The sequence below is a fragment of the Clostridium sp. AF35-15 genome, from assembly GCF_003477745.1.
Classification (GTDB): Bacteria; Bacillota; Clostridia; order Lachnospirales; family Lachnospiraceae; genus Otoolea; species Otoolea fessa.
Genome location: NZ_QUDY01000012.1, coordinates 53114 through 70714, shown reverse-complemented (window position 1 = coordinate 70714; position 17601 = coordinate 53114). Strand labels below are relative to the sequence as shown.

Genomic DNA, 17601 nt, shown 5'->3' with positions numbered 1-17601 from the left:
ACCGAGGTGATAAACGTGAAAAATAAAGTAAGACAGTTATTCAGGGACAAACTTGTTCTGGTAATGACAGTGCTTGGTCTGCTGACAATCGTAGCCGCAGCAGGAACCGTAAAAATTCGAAAAGATAATGCACAGGATGGAAGAAATCCGTATCTGGATGTGCCGCAGACGGAGGGAATCCTGGCGGAAGAGATGCCGCAGAACCGTTTAGAAGAAAACGACGGACAGGCGGAAACACGCGCACAGGTGGCAGGAAGTTCGGACGCTTCGTATTCGGTCAATAACCGGGATGAAGCCGATCAGAAGCCGATGGAGGAGGAAAAAGAGAGCAGTCTGGGAGCCGGAGCAGCTGCCGCACGCGCACTTTCCTACAATGGAACCGATCGCTTAAGCTGGCCGGTCCAGGGCAATGTGATTCTCGATTACAGCATGGATTCGACCATCTATTTTCCGACGCTCGATCAATACAAATGCAATCCGGCGCTCATTATCCAGGGCGATGTGAGTGAGCCGGTCGCCGCACCCGCCGAGGCGCAGGTAACCGAAGTCGGTTCTAATGAGGAGATCGGCAATTATGTTGTGCTGGATCTGGGAAGCGGCTACACGGCGGTCTGTGGACAGCTCAAAGACGTTCAGGTGGCGCAGAAGCAGTATGTGGCAAAAGATACGATACTCGGATATGTGGCAGAGCCGACCAAATACTATTCGATTGAGGGAAATAACGTATATTTCGAGCTGATGCACGACGGAGAACCGGTGGATGCGCTGGACTATCTGGAATGACAGGCTGAAATGCTGTTTATGATACGCCTTGCAGTCTGGTTCTGGCTGTGGCAGAAATTGGAAATGAAGGGATAAGTTTGTGTTTTGTGACAGGTGGTTTTGAAACAGAAAGCTGCTGTATGAAAACATGAAGACAGGGAATTTTGTTGACTTGATACTGTTTACGGGTAGGCACTTTTGGAACCGAAAGTGCCGTAAGAAAACGTGGTGGTAGCAGGAATTTGCCGTATTTGAATGCGAAGCCACGGCAAATTCCGTTACTGGGCACGCATGCGTGAACAGTAACTTGACTTGAAGCAAGGCGGGCAGCTAATTTGCTCTGCCTTGTTTTTCTGCCAATATTTGATATACTATAGGTAAAGTACGAATATTTTCAAAGATCAAAGGCTGTCAATGTAGGTTATAAATAAAAGTTACTATAAATTGAACGATTTAATAAGGAGGACAAAGATGGAACAGGAACTGCTGAAGAATAATTTTGAACGTCACGGATTTAAAACGAGTTTCTTTGATACAAAGAAGGCTGCGTCGGACTATCTGAAAGATCAGATTTCCGGGAAAAAAGTTGCGATAGGCGGAAGTGTGACGGCACAGGAGATGGGACTTTATGAGGCACTTTCCGAGAAAAATGAGGTGATCTGGCACTGGAAAAAGGCAGGGCGCGAGATGCTTGTGGAAGCGAGAAGTGCCGAGGTGTACATAACCAGCGCTAATGGTGTTTCCAAAACCGGAGAACTGGTCAATATCGATGGAACCGGAAACCGCGTGTCGCAGACCTTATTCGGACCGGAAAAAGTATATTTTGTCATTGGAAACAATAAAGTCTGTCCGGATTTGACATCTGCGATGGAACGTGCAAAACAGATCGCAGCACCGAAGAACGCAGCCCGTCTGCAGGTCCAGACCCCGTGTGCGAAAACGGGCGTCTGCGTAGACTGCAACAGCCCGGCACGGATTTGCCATTCGATCGTGATCCTGGAGCGTCCGAGCAATGGGATGGAAGTAGAGGTTGTGTTTGTGGATGAGGAGATGGGTTATTAGGAGCGGAATATAGTTACTGGTCACGGGTATGAACAGTACCGATTACAGAAAAATTTGATGGAAAAATAAGGATTTCTTTATATCTTTTTTGGACGGATTTGGTATAATCAAGAAGAACGAAGGCAGATTTGAACGAAAATATACAAAATCTACAGATACGTATGGGGGACGTATGGGGAAAGATGAAAGGAGAACAGGTAAACCATGAATATATTATTTTTTCTGACACCGAAAAGCGAAGTCATTTATGTGAATGAGGAGGACACGGTTGGGCAGGCAATGGATACGATGGAAAAGTACAAGTATTCTGCGGTGCCGATCATCACGAAGGCAGGGCGTTACGCAGGAACATTAACCGAGGGCGACTTGCTGTGGGGACTCAAAAATAAGACAGATCTGGTGCAGAAAGGACTAGAAAAAGTGCGGATCACTGAGATTCCACGCCGTTCGGATAATCAGCCGGTACTTGTCAATGCGGATATGGAAGATCTTCTGGGAAAGATCATGAACCAGAATTTCGTGCCGGTGCTGGATGATCAGAAAAATTTTATCGGTATTATTACCAGAAAAGATGTTATCAGTTACCTTTGTAAAAAATAGTACATAATGATCGCTCTGTTTTTCAGCGGCGATCGCATTTATATATTTCCTGCATAAGATAAAGTATAACTGCTTTTGTAGGAGAATGAAATATGAATGGTTATCAGGATAACTCCAGCCGGAAAAATGCCTGCCGTTCGGGAATGCCTCTTATGTCATGCCCGGTGGCAGGCATTTCTGGCAATCGTTGCATAAATACCGCACCGCCAACCTGTCCGCCGGAAATACCTTGTGCTGGTTCGGTGCATCTTGTTTCGGAAAATGGGGCATTTTGCCCGCAGGGTCCAGAAATCCGACCTGCCCGCCCGTATCCGCAGACAGGAGGGAACAGGCCGCCGCAGACATTTCTGGGAGGCGGAAATTATCCGGTCGGCATGGGATATGTACCGATTCAGTCCTGGCAGCAGCCGTATGCGCTGGAAACCGCATTCAGGCGGGGAACTATTTTTCCGGATCTGGATCTGCCGTTTATGATGGGAGGTGCCTGCTGATGAATGAGACTGCCAGAAAATTGATGAAACGGATTGATGATGCCAGCTTTGCAATGGATGATGTGATTCTCTATCTGGACACCCACCCGGATGACAGGAATGCGCTGAATTATTACCGGTATGTGGTGGCACTTCGGAAAGAAGCTGTTAAAGCGTATGAGGCATCGTTTGGACCGCTCACGATCGAGGATGCGGACGATGCATGCACATGGTCCTGGCTTACAGAGCGCTGGCCGTGGGAAGGGGAGGTGTAGCGTATGTGGAGATATGAAAAAAGATTACAATATCCAGTCAATATCAAGACGCCGAATCCGAAGATCGCGCAATATGTAATGAGCCAGTATGGCGGTCCTGACGGCGAAATCGGAGCCTCTATGCGCTACCTGTCCCAGCGGTATACGATGCCTTATAAGATGCAGAAAGGACTTCTGACCGACATCGGAACCGAGGAACTCGCCCATATGGAGATGATTGCCGCCATTGTCCAGCAGCTCACGCGCAACCTTACTCCGGCACAGATCGAGTCATCCGGGTTCGGACCATACTATATCGACCACACCACGGCAATCTGGCCGCAGGCAGCAGGCGGAATCCCGTTCAATGCGTGCGAGTTCCAGTCGAAGGGCGATGCGATCACGGATTTATATGAGGATATGGCAGCAGAGCAGAAAGCCCGCACAACCTACGACAATATTCTCCGCGTGGTCAAAGATCCGGAAGTATGCGATCCGATCCGTTTTCTGCGCGAGCGGGAGATTGTACATTTTCAGCGGTTTGGCGAAGCTTTAAGAAATGTACAGGATCACCTGAGCAGTCGTAATTTCTATACGTTTAACCCAGAGTTTGATAAAGTGAAAGCGAAGGGATAAAACAAAAACCTCCGTAAACAATGTCAAATTCATTCTTTACGGAGGTTTTCAAACCAGCACCGAGTGCGGATAAATCCGAACCCTCAACCTCCGCCAGTGTGATGGTCTTAGAACTGTTCTTACAGTTAAAAGTAAGGAATTATCTTGTCCTCATAAAGATACACCGCATTTACAAAACTGTCAATCAGTCTTTGCCGCTGTTCCCGCTTTGTCACATCAAATTTACGGAAGCGGTAAATGAAAAATGCTATCTGTTCTCTTGTAAGCAGGGGCTTGTGCATTTCCTCCTGCAAAATGCTGACTTCAAGCTGCCTTTTGGTTTCCTCCAACTCGTCCAGTCTTTGCTTGGTGGACGGAGTAAAAATCCCTGCTTGAATGGAGTTGAGCATATTGTTAATACCTTTTTCCGTTTCTGCAAGCTACTTTTTCAAAAGAGGCAGATCGGTGCTTTCTTTCTTCTGCAACTCCATCAGCGTATCAATCAGTCGTTCCATGACTTCATCATTCATAATTGCTTTCATACAGTAATTGAGCGTACATATAAATTAGAGGAGACCGAGGCAGTGATGCAGAAACAGATCCGGGTGGCAAACCATCGGATCGCAGATTTGGAAAAGCAGATGGAGGGATAAGGTATGCAGATTAAAGATTATGTAAAGCCGGAATTACTTGTGGTAGCAGTAGTGCTGTACTTTATTGGGATGTGGCTGAAGCAGAGTGAGACAGTGAAAGACAAATACATCCCACTCATTAATGGGCTGATTGGCGTTGCGATTTGTGCCATCTATGTGTTCGCCACCTGTGCCTGCGGCAGTGGTCAGGATATCGCGCTGGCAGTTTTCACGGCACTTACACAGGGCGTCCTTGTGGCGGGATTGTCTACGTATGTAAACCAGATTTTTAAGCAGTCAGGAAAAGAAGAGTAGAAGGAGGCGATCCGACTATCTCCCGCGGCAGTTCGGGGCGTGGCTGCCGTTGCGACATCGCAACAATAGGGGAAAATCGACGAAAGCCGATAGTAGGAATAAAAACCCCCAAGGAGTCGCGATCCTTGGGGGTTTTGTCGTTGCCTGTGATGGACAACTACTATCTCTTAGCCTATCGGCATTATAGCATATGCGAAAATTCTTTGCAAGATACCCCGGAAAACAAAATTTCATATTTTTTCATATCATAAAGAAAAGAGGACAAATCTATGAGAGATATCACATTATGCCATCCGCGTCTCCAGCGCATTGCGTCCGCCTGGATCAAAGCCTGTGCGACCGAGGGTATCACAGTAGCCATCGGAGAGACACTGCGGACGGTGGCGGAGCAGGACGCTCTGTACGCGCAAGGACGTACCAAGCCTGGCAACATTGTAACCAATGCCAAAGGCAGTAGCTATAGCAGTCAGCATCAGTGGGGGGTTGCTTTTGATTTTTATCTTAAGATGGATGTGGACGGCGATGGCAGCGTGTCAGACGATGCCTACAATGACAGCACAGGTATGTTTAAAAAGGCCGCAGAGCTGGCAAAAGCTTTAGGACTTGCCTGGGGCGGAGACTGGCGTAGCATCGTAGACAAGCCACATCTTTATCTGCCGGACTGGGGCAGCGGCACCAATATTCTTAAACAGCGTTACGGCACCTTTGAGGCGTTTAAAAAGACCTGGCCTAAAATGGATGTAGCGACAGTCAAAGCCGACAGCGATGCCGGAGCGGCGGATCTCAAGGACATCAAGAGCGGCGCACACGGCTTGAGCATCACTGCGTCCTCACTCATCATCCGGACAGCTCCGGCAGGTGCTGACTCTGGCAAGCGATACAGTAAGGATCAGCAGGTGCAGCCGATCCGGAAGTGTTTTGTCAGCGGAGCACCGTGGATCCAGACTGCGGACGGCTGGGTGTCTGGCAAGTATCTTACTGGCTGGGTGTGCCAGGACGGGCGCTGGTGGTATCTGCTGAGTGGGTACACCTACCGGCACGATGCAGTCTGCCAGATTGACGGGCAGGCGTATGCGTTTGATTCGGATGGCTGGATGATTACCGCAGATCGGATAGCAGAGGACGGACATATACGATAAAATATGATGAAAAACACAATATAAGCGCATAATAAGGGGCTGTCATTCCTTGAAAATAAAGGAAAAACAGCCCTTTTTCGTGTGATATTTCCCCAGAAAAAGGGGTTCTTTATACTGAAATATGCTTTCGTGGTAGATGCTCCAAAAACACCGGAAACCCTTGTAAATAAAGGAAAAATCCAGCATTTACAAGGGTTTCCGCATCCGTCAAAAAAAGCAGATAACGGGAATCGAACCCGCCTTTCCAGCTTGGGAAGCTAGCGTTCTACCGATGAACCATATCTGCAAATATATATTAAGTATACTGTTTTTTCTGAAAAAGTCAAGAAATTTATCTTGCCAAAAAGGGAGGAAAGTTACTGTACACGGGTAGGCACTTTTGGGACCGAAAGAGACAAATATATTCAAAACGCCCACAAAATCCCCTCTTAACACAATTTATATTTCAAAAACTCGCAGAAGGTGTTATAATAATTCCGTATGGATTAGGGCGCGGTTTTCAGGCACCCTTTTTCCGTCATAGGAAAGTGTTAAGGCACATTTTTTATTTTGTATATAAATCTGTATCGGTATGGCGGATAAACAGAAAATAACGGAGGAAACTATGGATATAATCATTATCGGATGCGGCAAGGTTGGTACGACGCTGGCGGAGCAGCTTGTCCGGGAAGATCACAATGTGGTGATGATCGATACGTCTGCGGAGCGGATGCAGCGGGTGTCAGATGATATCGATGCGATCAAGCTGGTGGGAAATGGTGCCAGCATTTCCATGCAGATCGAGGCAGGTGTGCAGACGGCGGACATGCTGATTGCCGTGACAGGGTCGGATGAGATGAACCTTCTCTGCTGCCTGATTGCGAGAAAAGTGGGGCATTGCCACACGATTGCGCGTGTGCGGAATCCGATTTACAGCAACGAGCTTACCTTTATCAAGCAGCAGCTGGGAATTTCCATGATTATTAACCCGGAATATGCGGCGGCGACGGAGATTTCGAGAATTCTGCGCTTCCCGTCAGCGATCAAGATCGATCCATTTGCCAAGGGAAAGGTAGAGCTTCTGAAATTTAAGGTAAAACCGGAGTTTAAGCTGGACGGGCTTTCGGTCATGGATATTGACAGCCAATTCCGCTGCGATGTCCTGATCGGCGGTGTTGAGCGCGGCGATGAGGTGGCGATCCCGGATGGTAAATTTGTGATCAAAAACGGGGATATGGTGTCGATTATCGCCTCCCCGGCAAATTCGGCAGAATTTTTCCGCAAGATCGGCATTCAGACAAACCAGGTCAGAAATACGTTGATTGTCGGAGGCGGTACGATTGCTTATTATCTGGCAAAACTTTTGGCGGCGATGAAGATCCGGGTTAAAATTGTGGAGAAGGATAAAGCGCGCTGCGAGGTTCTGACAGAACTTCTGGACGATGCGTTGATCCTCAACGGCGACGGAACGGACCGGCAGCTTCTTCTGGAAGAGGGGCTGATGACGGCGGAGGCATTTGTCACTCTGACGAATATGGATGAGGAAAATGTATTCCTTGCGCTGTATGCGAAGGAAAATTCCAGCGCGAAGCTGGTGACGAAGGTTAACCGGATCGCCTTTGACGAGCTGATCAGCAAGCTGGATCTGGGAAGTCTGATTTATCCGAAATACATTACGGCGGACTACATTTTACAGTATGTGCGCGCGATGCAGAATACCATCGGTAGCAATGTGGAGACGTTGTACCATATTCTCGACAGCCGGGCGGAAGCGCTGGAGTTTGTGATCCGCGAGGAGTCGGAAGTGACGGGCATTCCGCTGATGAATCTGAATCTCAAGAACAACCTGCTGATCGGATGCATCAACCGCGGCGGTAATATCAAGATCGCGCGTGGACAGGACTGCATCCAGCAGGGCGATACAGTGATCGTCCTGACGAGTCAGAAAGGTCTGCGGGATATCCGCGACATCCTGAGAAAGTAGGCGGCATAGATGAATTATTCGATTGTATTTTATATCATAGGCTGGATCCTGAATTTTGAGGCGGCTTTTATGGTGCTTCCGACGGTAGTGGCACTGATTTACCGTGAGTCAGAGGTATGGTGTTTTCTGGCAACGATGGCAGTATGCCTGATGGTTGGTATGCTTCTGGTACGCCGGAAACCGAAAAATCAGATCTTTTATGTGGCGGAGAGCTTTGTGGCGGTTTCTCTAAGCTGGGTTTTACTCAGTGTGATGGGAGCAGTGCCGTTTGTATTAAGCGGCTATATTCCAAATCCGATCGATGCCTTGTTTGAGACGGTATCGGGCTTTACGACGACCGGTGCAAGTATTCTGAGCAATGTGGAGCAGCTGCCGAAATGCTTATTATTCTGGCGAAGTTTTACGCACTGGATCGGCGGTATGGGCGTTCTGGTATTTCTTCTGAGTGTCCTGCCGATGGTGGGCGGTTCCCATATGAATTTGATGAAAGCGGAGAGCCCAGGACCCATCGTGAGTCGTCTCGTTCCGAAGGTTCAGATGACGGCGAAGCTGTTATACCAGATTTATCTGGGAATGACGATTCTTGAGGCTGTGATTCTGATTCTTGGGAAAATGCCGATTTTCGACGCGATCACGATCACGGTCGGAACAGCAGGTACGGGTGGTTTTGCAATCCGGAATGATAGTCTGGCGAGCTACACGGCATTTCAGAAAAATGTCGTGACGGTGTTTATGATTCTGTTCGGAGTGAACTTTAACTTTTACTTCTTTCTGCTGATGCGGAAGATGGGACAGGCCTTTAAAATGCAGGAGGTCCGGGCATATTTTCTAATCATTGCATCGGCGATTGGCATCATTACAGTCAATACGGTAGCACTCTGCGGCAATGCACTGCAGGCATTCCAGGATGCGGCATTCCAGGTCGGTTCGATTATCACGACGACCGGTTATGCCACGGTGGATTTTGATAAATGGCCGCAGCTTTCAAGAACGATTATGGTACTTTTGATGTTTATCGGCGCCTGCGCGGGCAGTACCGGAGGCGGTATCAAGGTGTCGCGTGTTTTGATTCTGCTTAAATCGGTAAAAAAGGAGCTGAAACAGTACCTGCACCCGAGTGCAGTGGAGAAGATCAAAATGGATGGAAAGATCGTGGAGCATGAGGTTGTGCGCTCGACGAATGTGTTTATGGTTGCGTATGTGCTCATTTTTACGGTATCTGTTCTGCTGATTTCTCTGGATGAATACGATCTGGTGACGAATTTTACGGCGGTTACGGCTACGTTTAATAATATCGGACCGGGTCTGGCGCTGGTCGGACCGACCGGAAACTTTGGATTTTTCAGTAATTTCTCAAAAGTGGTTCTGATTTTTGATATGCTGGCAGGACGTCTGGAGATTTTCCCGGTACTTCTGCTGTTTTCAAGGGAAACCTGGAAGCGGTTCTAGGGAAGGAGAATGCGGATGGATATACTGTTCTTTTTAACGGGGTGTCTGGGACTGGCAGAGACAATTGATTTGTTCTGCGGCAAAGATTTCCTGATTTTTATATCGGATTCGATCGATCCGAAGAAATATAACCTGAAAAAGGTGTATGCGGTTGAAAAATGGCTGTTTGCGATTGATACGCTGTCGCTGTTTGGCATGGCGTTTCATCTGGGCGGCGGTACGGGCGATCTGGTGCTGGCGGCAGTTGTGCTGGTGACACTGTTCGCACATGTGTATGTGTTTAAGAGCCGGAACTTCCGGGTGTAAGTAGATAAAAGTGGGCGTGATGTGTCTGGCATGCGCCCATTTTTGCTGCCATGATGCAGAGAAAATGGCTGGTGGCTTGTTTTGGGACAGATGCTTGAAACGGCTGACAGTGTGGCTTCCGGGGAAGTGGGACACACTTTGCGTTGACAGGCATATGATATAGTATCAATGAAAAATGAAAAGGAGATTATCATATGTGTTGGTCTTGGGGTAATGGTTGTGGACACTGCGGAGGATGCGGCGGCTGTGGAAATAATGGATGGGGCTGGAATAGCTGTGGAAATAACGGAAGAAATTCCTATCGGAGAGGTTTCAACGATGGTTATGCAATCGGCTATCGGGATGGCTATGATGCCGGAAGAGACAGCCAGTCTGGCTGCGGCTGCGGCAATAATGGCGGCTGTGGCTGCGGAAACTAGAGAGGGCGATTCAATTTGCACGAGGTGTGAACTGAGGGAAAGAAAGCCGGGCGGTGAGAGCTGCCCGGCTTTCTTCCCTTCAGTTATTAAGAACTCTAAGAATACGCTAAAAATCGGGGCAACAGGATTTGAACCTGCGACCTCTCGGCCCCCAGCCGAGCGCGCTACCAAGCTACGCCATACCCCGAAAATAAATCATAGCTGCACTTTGCCAAATGTTCAGCTGACATATACCGCCATTTGTTGAAATATTATATGCATGATACCAGGGTCAAAAGGTCAGAAGTTCGACGCAAGCTTGCTTGCAGGAGAATTTTTGACCTTGGGACCCGCCAAAAACATGAGTAAGTAGCCATTTTTCAAAGAAAAATGAGCGAATTGCGAATGTTTTTGAGAATTGCGGGAGCACGCAGTGCAGAGCAATTCGGTATCAGAGGGGTCAAAAGCTTTTGCCCCCAACATCATATGCATATCATTATATCAAAATTACATCAAAAATCAACTATGACTTCTAAATTTTCGCTGCCGGATGTTTGTTTTTTGATGTAATTTTGATGGTTGAGTGGAATTTTATGAATCAATGGAATGGATCAATAGAATGAATATTTTCCAAATATTGACTCCAAATTTGAAAAATGGTATGATGAAAACGTGGATAATTAAAAGAAAAGGTCATAGCAGAGTCTTCGGCTGTGACCTTTTGTAGTAACCAACCCCAAGGAGAACATCATGATAAGTTTTGACCTTGACATGACCCTCTTAGACCACCGGACGGATCAGATCACACCGAGTGCGCTGGAGGCGATTGAAAAGCTACGCCCGAAGTACAAGATTGTGCTGGCAACGGGGCGCGATATGGATAATTATTACAGTACATCGTACCGGGACATCGTCCGTCCGGATGCGATTGTACATATGAACGGGACGAAGATCACAGTGGGAGATAAGCTGCTGTTTGAGCACATCTTTGATCCGGAACTCCTGCGCCGGGTGCTGAGTTTCTGCGATGAAAAGGGATTCGGAATCGGCATGACGGTGGGGGATGAAGATTACTATATCCATCCGGAGATCATTGCGGCTAATGATATCCGCTTCTGGGGAAGCTGCGGGCGGCAGTTCCAGAATCCGTGGAAGATGCTCACGATGCCGGTCCGGACACTGGCGTTTGTCGGCAGCCGTGAACAGGTGAAGGAGATGGAACGGGAATTTCCGACCCTGAAATTGCCGATGTTTGCGAGCGGACATGGCGCGGATGTGGTCGAGAAAGGCAATTCCAAGGCGGACGGACTCCGCAGGCTGGCGGTGTATTTTGGAGAAAAAGAAGATCTCTCCGATACAGTGGCATTTGGCGACAGCATGAATGATATTGAGGTTGTGCAGGAAGCCGGCATCGGCGTGGCGATGGGAAATGCAGTGGATGCGCTTAAAAAAGTAGCCGATTACGTGACGGCACCGATCGGGGAAGATGGAATTTATAAAGCGTGCGAACACCTTCATTTATTTTAAAGAAGTTATTTTCCTATTTTACCTGTTCCCATTTTCCTATATAAATGATATAATAGCTACCAAACGGTTATTGTCCACAGGTGAGTTTCTTTGAGTAGAAATTCCATGCAGTACAATAACAAGAAATGACTTAAAAGGCGCGTGCCTGCAAGCTTTGACTAAAAGGATGAACTGCGGCTGCAGAAATCGGCAGTGCGGCAGGGAACCGGACACGCACCGGGAAAAAGAGAGGATGTAACAGATGGAACATTTAATTACTCCGGCTGGTTATAAACCGGTATTGGATTTGAGAGAAACACAGGTTGCTATCAAGGAAATCAAGGACTTTTTTCAGAGAGAACTGGCAAAACAGCTCAATCTGACCCGTGTGTCCGCACCGCTTTTTGTACTGCCGGAATCTGGTCTGAACGATAACTTAAACGGCGTAGAGCGCCCGGTATCCTTTGGGATTCTGGAGCAGAAAGATCGGAAGGCTGAGATTGTACATTCTCTCGCCAAATGGAAACGTCAGGCATTAAAAGAGTACGGATTTCAGGAAGGTGAAGGCCTTTACACCGACATGAGCGCGATTCGTCGTGATGAGGATACAGACAACATCCATTCCATTTATGTGGATCAGTGGGACTGGGAGAAGATCATCAGTAAAAAAGATCGTACCCGTGAGACACTGGAATCCATTGTCCGTTCGGTTTACAAGGCACTGAAAGTGACCGAGGACTATATGGCATATGAATATGAGTACATTGGACGTTATCTTCCGGAAAATATCACATTTGTGACGACCCAGGAACTGGAAGATATGTATCCGGATTGCACACCGAAGGAGCGCGAGTATAAGATTGCGAAGCTGCATGGTGCGGTATTTATTGAGCAGATTGGTGACAAGATGAAATCCGGTGAGAAGCACGATGGTCGTGCTCCGGACTATGATGACTGGAAATTAAACGGCGATATTCTGGTATATTATCCAGTTCTGGATATCGGACTGGAGCTTTCTTCCATGGGTATCCGTGTTGATGAGGATTCCCTGAAAGAGCAGCTGGTAAAGGCGGGATGTGAGGAACGCGCGGAGCTGCCATTCCAGAAAGCAGTTCTGGAGGGAGAGCTTCCGTATACAGTCGGCGGCGGTATCGGTCAGTCCCGTATCTGTATGTTCTTTCTGCGGAAAGCACATATCGGAGAGGTGCAGGCGTCGATCTGGCCGGACGGTGTGCGCGCAGAGGCAGAGGCTCACAACATTCATCTGCTGTAAAAATAAAATTGATGAAAAGCTGCCCGGGAAAGTGATTTTCTGCGGCAGTTTTTTGTGTAATAAGAAATTCATTAGAATTCCCTATTACACAAAAAGGCACATTCTTTTTATGTAATGGGAAGCCCATAGAATGAGAGGATAGGATATTTATATGGCGGATCATATCTATGATTTAATTATTATCGGTGCGGGACCGGCGGGATATACGGCAGCGCTGCGTGCGGCAGCGATGGGGATGGATGCAGTCCTGATCGAGAAAAAAGCGCTGGGCGGCTCATGCGTCAATACCGGCTGTATTCCTGCCAAGGCGCTTCTGCAGGCGACGGCAGTCTACCGGGATATGCTGAAAGCATTCCGGTTTGGCATCGTGGCGGAGAAGGTCAGCTTTGACTGGCGGCAGATGCAGATTTATAAAAATGAGTCCGTGGAATCATTCCGCTCAATGATTCAGGGAATGTTAGAAAAAGCGGAGGTGGAGATGATTCACGGCGATGCGCGCCTGCATGCGGATAATGTGGTGCGTGTGACGACCTCCAAAGGCGCATTGACGCTGAAAGGAAAAAATGTGATTCTGGCAACCGGTTCCAGCCCTGTGATTCCGGATATCCCGGGAATTGATCTGCCGCAGGTTATGACAAGCCGTGATATTCTGCGGATGGATGACTGGAATTTTGACTGTCTGACGGTCATCGGCGGCGGTGTCATCGGTGTGGAGATCGCGACGATCTTCGCGGCGCTCGGTTCCCGCGTGACGCTTTTGGAGCAGGCAAATCGTCTGCTGGAGTCGATGGATCCGATGATTTCCGAGCAGATGGAAGCAAATCTGCGTTCTAAGGGTATTGAAGTCCACTGCAATGTACAGGTCATGGAGATCAAGGATCGCGGCAATGACACGGTGTCGGTCAATTACCGTTGTGAGCGCGGCTGGAAGGAAAGCCCGGCGGACCGCGTGCTGGTGGCAGTCGGCAGACGCCCGAATATGTCGAAGGTTCTGGCGGACGATTGTCAGGTACAGCTGGAAAATGGGCGTCCGCTCATCAAGGGAACCTACCGCACGACGCAGGAAAATGTCTATGCGATCGGCGATACCGTGGCGCGGAAACGTCTTGCCCATGTGGCAGCGTCCCATGCGGCTTATCTGGTCGAAAACCTGGCGGGACGCGGACACCGGATGCAGCTTTCGGTCGTGCCGAACGGTATGTATGTCGTGCTTCCGGTTGTGCCGACCTGTATTTATACGGAGCCGGAGATTGCGGCGGTTGGATTTACGGAAAATGATGCCCGCCTTTATAATATGAAGATCAAGTGCGGTGTGGCATATATGACGGAAAATGGAAAAGCGCTTCTGGCGAGAAACAGCCGCGGTTTTGTGCGCCTGATTTTTGAGGCGTATACCAACACGCTGATCGGGGCGCAGATCATGTGTGCGCGTGCGACGGACATGATTGGAGAGATGGCAACGGCGATCGCCAACGGTCTTACGGCATATCAGCTCTCGACGGCGATGCGCGCGCATCCGACGTACAGTGAGGCGATCACGGAGGCGATCGAAGATGCGTTGAAAAATGGATAATAGAGAAACAATAGGAGGCAGAAAAATGGGACGTGAGGTTCGGGAGAGAATTGAACAGCTTCGCGAGAAGATGGCGGAGCGTGGAATGGACGCATATCTGATTCCGACATCGGATTTCCATGGCTCGGAATATGTGAGCGAGTATTTCAAATGCCGGAAATATATGACAGGCTTTACCGGCTCGGCGGGAACAGCGATCATCACGATGGAGGACGCAGGGCTCTGGACGGATGGCAGATATTTTGTGCAGGCGGCAGCAGAGCTTTCCGGCAGCGGGGTGAAACTTTATCGCTCCGGTCAGGAGGGCGTGCCGACAACGCTGGAATTTTTGAAAAAACATATGCCGGAACAGGGTGTTCTGGGCTTTGACGGCAGAGTGGTCGATACGGCAGAGGGCGAGCACATCGCGAAAGCACTGTCTGGGAAAAAGGTACGCATTTCGGAGGGAGAGGATCTGATTGGGAGTATCTGGGATGACCGCCCGGCGCTTCCGATGAACCCGGTCTGGATTCTGGAAGAGAAGTATGCGGGAAAACCGGCGGCGGAGAAGATTGCAGATCTGCGCGGGGAGATGAAAAAGTGTCAGGCGACGGTGCATCTGCTGACGAGTCTTGATGATATTGCGTGGCTTTTAAATATCCGGGGCGATGACATTGTACATACGCCGGTTGTATTGTCCTACTTGATTGTGACAAAACAGGAATTATTCTTCTTTATTCATGAGAAGACGCTGAACGAGGAAGTACGTGCCTATCTGCATGGACTGGGCGTTCGGATCATGCCATATGAGGCGGTATACCAGATTGCATCCGCATTCCGCTATGAGCGTGTATTATTGGAAAAGTCGAAGATCAATTACCGTCTGTTCCGGTGCCTGGATGCGAGTGTGAAAGTGATCGAGGCGATGAACCCGACGGCAGCGGCAAAAGCAGTCAAAAATCCAGTGGAACAGGAAAATATGCGCCGCGTGCATGTGCAGGATGGTCTGGTATTGACCCGTTTCCTGCGCTGGATGAAGGAACATGCAGGTGAAAAAGGACTGGATGAGTGGACCGCCGGGGAATATCTGGATAAGCTGCGCTTGGAACAAAAAAACTGCCTGGATATGAGCTTTACGACGATCTCTGCGTGGGGACCGAACGCGGCGATGTGCCACTATACGGCGTCTGAGACAGAGAAGAGCAGTGTGCCGAATAAGGGGCTGTATCTGGTCGATTCCGGCGGACAGTATTATGAGGGAACGACGGATGTGACGCGTACCATCGCGGTCGGACCGATCACGCAGGAAGAAAAACGCTGCTGTACGCTGGTGGCGTGCTCGATGCTGCGTCTGCTGGATGCGAAGTTTATGTATGGCTGCCGCGGTATCAACCTGGACTATATTGCGCGCGAACTCCTGTGGAGAAACGGCCTGGATTTCAACCATGGAACAGGGCATGGTGTCGGCTATCTGGGCTGTGTGCATGAGCGCCCGAATTCCATCCGATGGAGGCTGCTCACATCGCCCGCTGAAAATGCGGTTCTGGAGGAAGGCATGGTTACCTCTGATGAGCCGGGTCTTTATCTGGAAGGAAAATTTGGCATCCGGACGGAGAATCTGATGCTCTGTGTGAAAGATGTGAAGAATGAATTTGGTCAGTTCATGAAATTTGAAAATCTGACCTGGGTTCCGATTGATCTGGACACGATCGATGTATCGCTGATGGAAGGGCGTGACCGCGAGCTTTTGAACGCGTACCACAAGGGCGTGTTTAAGAAGCTGTCTCCGTATATGACGGAGGAAGAGAAAGCATGGCTGACAGAGGCGACGCGAGCGATTTAGAGGAGGAGAACAAGGAAGATACGGCAGTAAAACATTAAAAAGCGGTTAAAAACCGGCATAGATAAAAGATGCCGGATATAAACTGTAAATGACCATGTAAAATAAATGCGAGGCTGCGTGTATGCGCTATCATTTGTTCGACCGTGTTCGAATCTGTGAGACAACTGGAATGCAGGACGGCTATCTGAGGATCGATGTGGTAAACCGTGAAAACAATTTCCCGATTGAGGGAGCAGAGGTTTCGGTCAGCTATGGCAATTCAGGACAGACGCAGGAAGTGCTTAGAACCAATTTATCCGGGCAGACGGAGGAGATTGCGGTAGCGGCGCCTCCTGCGTTGCTTTCACTGGAAGAACAGAACCGGGAAAAGCCGTATGCGAATTATACGGTGGAAGTGCGGGCAGCGGGCTATGAGCCGGTAAGGGTAAAGGGAACAGAGGTGCTGGCGGGCGTGCTGGCAGTCCAGCCGATCCGGATGATTCCGCTTCCGGCTCAGACCGGAGCGGAGGAGAATATCCAGATTCCGGACCATACCTTATATGGTTCCTATCCGCCCAAGATTGCCGAAGATGAGGTAAAACCGGTGCAGGAGAGCGGCGAGATCGTGCTGAGCCGCGTGGTGGTACCGCAGACGATCGTCGTGCATGACGGCGTACCGACCAATGCCTCCGCAAAAGATTACTATGTGTCATACCGGGATTATATCAAAAACGTGGCGTCGAGCGAGATCTACGCGACCTGGCCGCGCAGCACGATCGTCGCCAATGTGCTTGCGATCATGTCATTTACACTGAACCGGGTGTATACGGAGTGGTATCGGAACCAGGGCTACGATTTTACAATCACTTCCTCGACGGCATTCGATCACAAGTGGATTTACGGGCGTGATATTTTCGAGCCGATCTCAGAGGTGGTGGACGACATTTTTGACAACTATCTGTCCCGCCCCGGTGTGCGGCAGCCGATTCTGACACAGTACTGCGACGGGCGGCGGGTGTCCTGCCCGGGCTGGATGACCCAGTGGGGATCCTGCAGTCTGGGAGAACAGGGATACAGCGCGATCGAGATATTGCGGCGCTTCTATGGAAATAGTATTTACATCAACACTGCGGAACAGATATCAGGAATCCCGATCTCCTATCCGGGGGAACCGCTTAAGGTGGGGTCCAGCGGCGATAAGGTGCGGCAGCTGCAGCAGCAGCTTGACGCGGTGGCGACTGTGTATACAGCGATCCCGCGGGTTACGCCGGACGGGATCTACGGATCCGGAACGGAGGCGTCCGTACGGGCGTTCCAGTCGGTGTTTGGACTTCCGCAGACGGGCGTGGTCGATTTTGCTACCTGGTACAAGATTTCTCATATCTATGTGGGGATCTCGCGGATTGCGGAGCTGAATTGAGTTGGAAATGGGATTTGCGGGAGAAGAATAACGAAAAGACATATGAATTCATATAGGTGAAAT

The 17601-nt window shown here is 49.3% G+C and carries 18 protein-coding genes and 2 tRNA genes; 17 read left to right on the top strand and 3 right to left on the bottom strand.

The genetic code is table 11. The features are described 5' to 3' along the window. Positions 1-15 precede the first annotated feature (15 nt). The 6 genes from DWZ76_RS12840 to DWZ76_RS12815 all read left to right on the top strand — a co-directional run bounded on the left by DWZ76_RS12840 (position 16) and on the right by DWZ76_RS12815 (position 3784). Entirely contained in the window at positions 16-783 is a 768-nt protein-coding gene (locus DWZ76_RS12840; protein WP_106999706.1) for a M23 family metallopeptidase, read from the top strand. Between the two features lie 450 nt (positions 784-1233). Further along, positions 1234-1824: a lactate utilization protein gene (locus DWZ76_RS12835; RefSeq protein WP_106999707.1), complete on the top strand. Its 591-nt coding sequence runs from the start codon at positions 1234-1236 to the stop codon at positions 1822-1824. 204 nt (positions 1825-2028) lie between these two features. Beyond that, the gene (locus DWZ76_RS12830) at positions 2029-2424 is read left to right on the top strand and encodes a CBS domain-containing protein (RefSeq protein ID WP_022360124.1); all 396 of its coding nucleotides are present in this window, start codon (positions 2029-2031) and stop codon (positions 2422-2424) included. 92 nt (positions 2425-2516) lie between these two features. Then, positions 2517-2915 carry a spore coat associated protein CotJA gene (locus DWZ76_RS12825; RefSeq protein WP_233430131.1) on the top strand — a complete coding sequence of 133 codons (399 nt, stop codon included), beginning with the start codon at positions 2517-2519 and terminating at the stop codon, positions 2913-2915. After that, entirely contained in the window at positions 2915-3169 is a 255-nt protein-coding gene (locus DWZ76_RS12820; RefSeq protein WP_022360123.1) for a spore coat protein CotJB, read from the top strand. Before DWZ76_RS12825 ends, DWZ76_RS12820 begins: the two co-directional genes overlap by 1 nt. 3 nt (positions 3170-3172) lie before the next feature. Beyond that, complete coding sequence (locus tag DWZ76_RS12815; RefSeq protein ID WP_118293749.1) at positions 3173-3784, top strand: manganese catalase family protein; 612 nt, start codon at positions 3173-3175, stop codon at positions 3782-3784. 125 nt (positions 3785-3909) lie between these two features. Here the strand turns inward: DWZ76_RS12815 and DWZ76_RS15110 are convergent, their stop codons facing one another. Then, positions 3910-4173, bottom strand: a complete 264-nt coding sequence (locus DWZ76_RS15110) for a hypothetical protein (RefSeq protein WP_182430745.1) — start codon at positions 4171-4173, stop codon at positions 3910-3912. Positions 4174-4419: 246 nt separating this feature from the next. On the opposite strand from DWZ76_RS15110, the gene DWZ76_RS12805 reads away from it, so the two are divergent. Both DWZ76_RS12805 and DWZ76_RS12800 read left to right on the top strand, forming a co-directional pair. Further along, positions 4420-4710 carry a phage holin family protein gene (locus DWZ76_RS12805; RefSeq protein WP_022359091.1) on the top strand — a complete coding sequence of 97 codons (291 nt, stop codon included), beginning with the start codon at positions 4420-4422 and terminating at the stop codon, positions 4708-4710. Positions 4711-4979: 269 nt separating this feature from the next. Beyond that, positions 4980-5849 (top strand): M15 family metallopeptidase, encoded by an 870-nt coding sequence (locus tag DWZ76_RS12800; RefSeq protein WP_118472913.1) that lies wholly within the window; start codon positions 4980-4982, stop codon positions 5847-5849. Positions 5850-6064: 215 nt separating this feature from the next. Here DWZ76_RS12800 and DWZ76_RS12795 read toward each other — a convergent pair. Further along, positions 6065-6135, bottom strand: a tRNA-Gly gene (locus tag DWZ76_RS12795). Between the two features lie 318 nt (positions 6136-6453). Here DWZ76_RS12795 and trkA point away from each other — a divergent pair. The 4 genes from trkA to DWZ76_RS12775 all read left to right on the top strand — a co-directional run bounded on the left by trkA (position 6454) and on the right by DWZ76_RS12775 (position 9986). After that, complete coding sequence (gene trkA / locus DWZ76_RS12790) at positions 6454-7812, top strand: Trk system potassium transporter TrkA (protein ID WP_118472912.1); 1359 nt, start codon at positions 6454-6456, stop codon at positions 7810-7812. A gap of 9 nt (positions 7813-7821) precedes the next feature. Further along, entirely contained in the window at positions 7822-9261 is a 1440-nt protein-coding gene (locus DWZ76_RS12785; protein ID WP_117795212.1) for a TrkH family potassium uptake protein, read from the top strand. Positions 9262-9276: 15 nt separating this feature from the next. Further along, a complete protein-coding gene (locus tag DWZ76_RS12780; protein WP_022359095.1) occupies positions 9277-9567 on the top strand; it encodes a hypothetical protein in 291 nt (96 codons plus the stop codon). Between the two features lie 194 nt (positions 9568-9761). Further along, positions 9762-9986, top strand: a complete 225-nt coding sequence (locus DWZ76_RS12775) for a hypothetical protein (protein WP_106999714.1) — start codon at positions 9762-9764, stop codon at positions 9984-9986. 113 nt (positions 9987-10099) lie between these two features. Here DWZ76_RS12775 and DWZ76_RS12770 read toward each other — a convergent pair. Next, positions 10100-10173 (bottom strand) — tRNA-Pro (locus tag DWZ76_RS12770). A 542-nt stretch (positions 10174-10715) separates the two neighbouring features. Between DWZ76_RS12770 and DWZ76_RS12765 the strand changes: the two genes are divergently transcribed. From DWZ76_RS12765 to DWZ76_RS12745, 5 genes are all read left to right on the top strand, one after another. Then, positions 10716-11492 carry an HAD family hydrolase gene (locus tag DWZ76_RS12765; protein ID WP_118293745.1) on the top strand — a complete coding sequence of 259 codons (777 nt, stop codon included), beginning with the start codon at positions 10716-10718 and terminating at the stop codon, positions 11490-11492. A 241-nt stretch (positions 11493-11733) separates the two neighbouring features. After that, the gene (gene asnA, locus DWZ76_RS12760; RefSeq protein WP_022360200.1) at positions 11734-12744 is read left to right on the top strand and encodes an aspartate--ammonia ligase; all 1011 of its coding nucleotides are present in this window, start codon (positions 11734-11736) and stop codon (positions 12742-12744) included. Positions 12745-12895: 151 nt separating this feature from the next. Further along, on the top strand, positions 12896-14317 hold the full coding sequence (gene lpdA / locus DWZ76_RS12755) for a dihydrolipoyl dehydrogenase (protein WP_106999716.1): 1422 nt from the start codon (positions 12896-12898) through the stop codon (positions 14315-14317). A 25-nt stretch (positions 14318-14342) separates the two neighbouring features. After that, the gene (locus DWZ76_RS12750) at positions 14343-16139 is read left to right on the top strand and encodes an aminopeptidase P family N-terminal domain-containing protein (protein ID WP_181357136.1); all 1797 of its coding nucleotides are present in this window, start codon (positions 14343-14345) and stop codon (positions 16137-16139) included. A gap of 121 nt (positions 16140-16260) precedes the next feature. Further along, complete coding sequence (locus tag DWZ76_RS12745; RefSeq protein ID WP_118472911.1) at positions 16261-17538, top strand: peptidoglycan-binding protein; 1278 nt, start codon at positions 16261-16263, stop codon at positions 17536-17538. Positions 17539-17601: the final 63 nt, after the last annotated feature.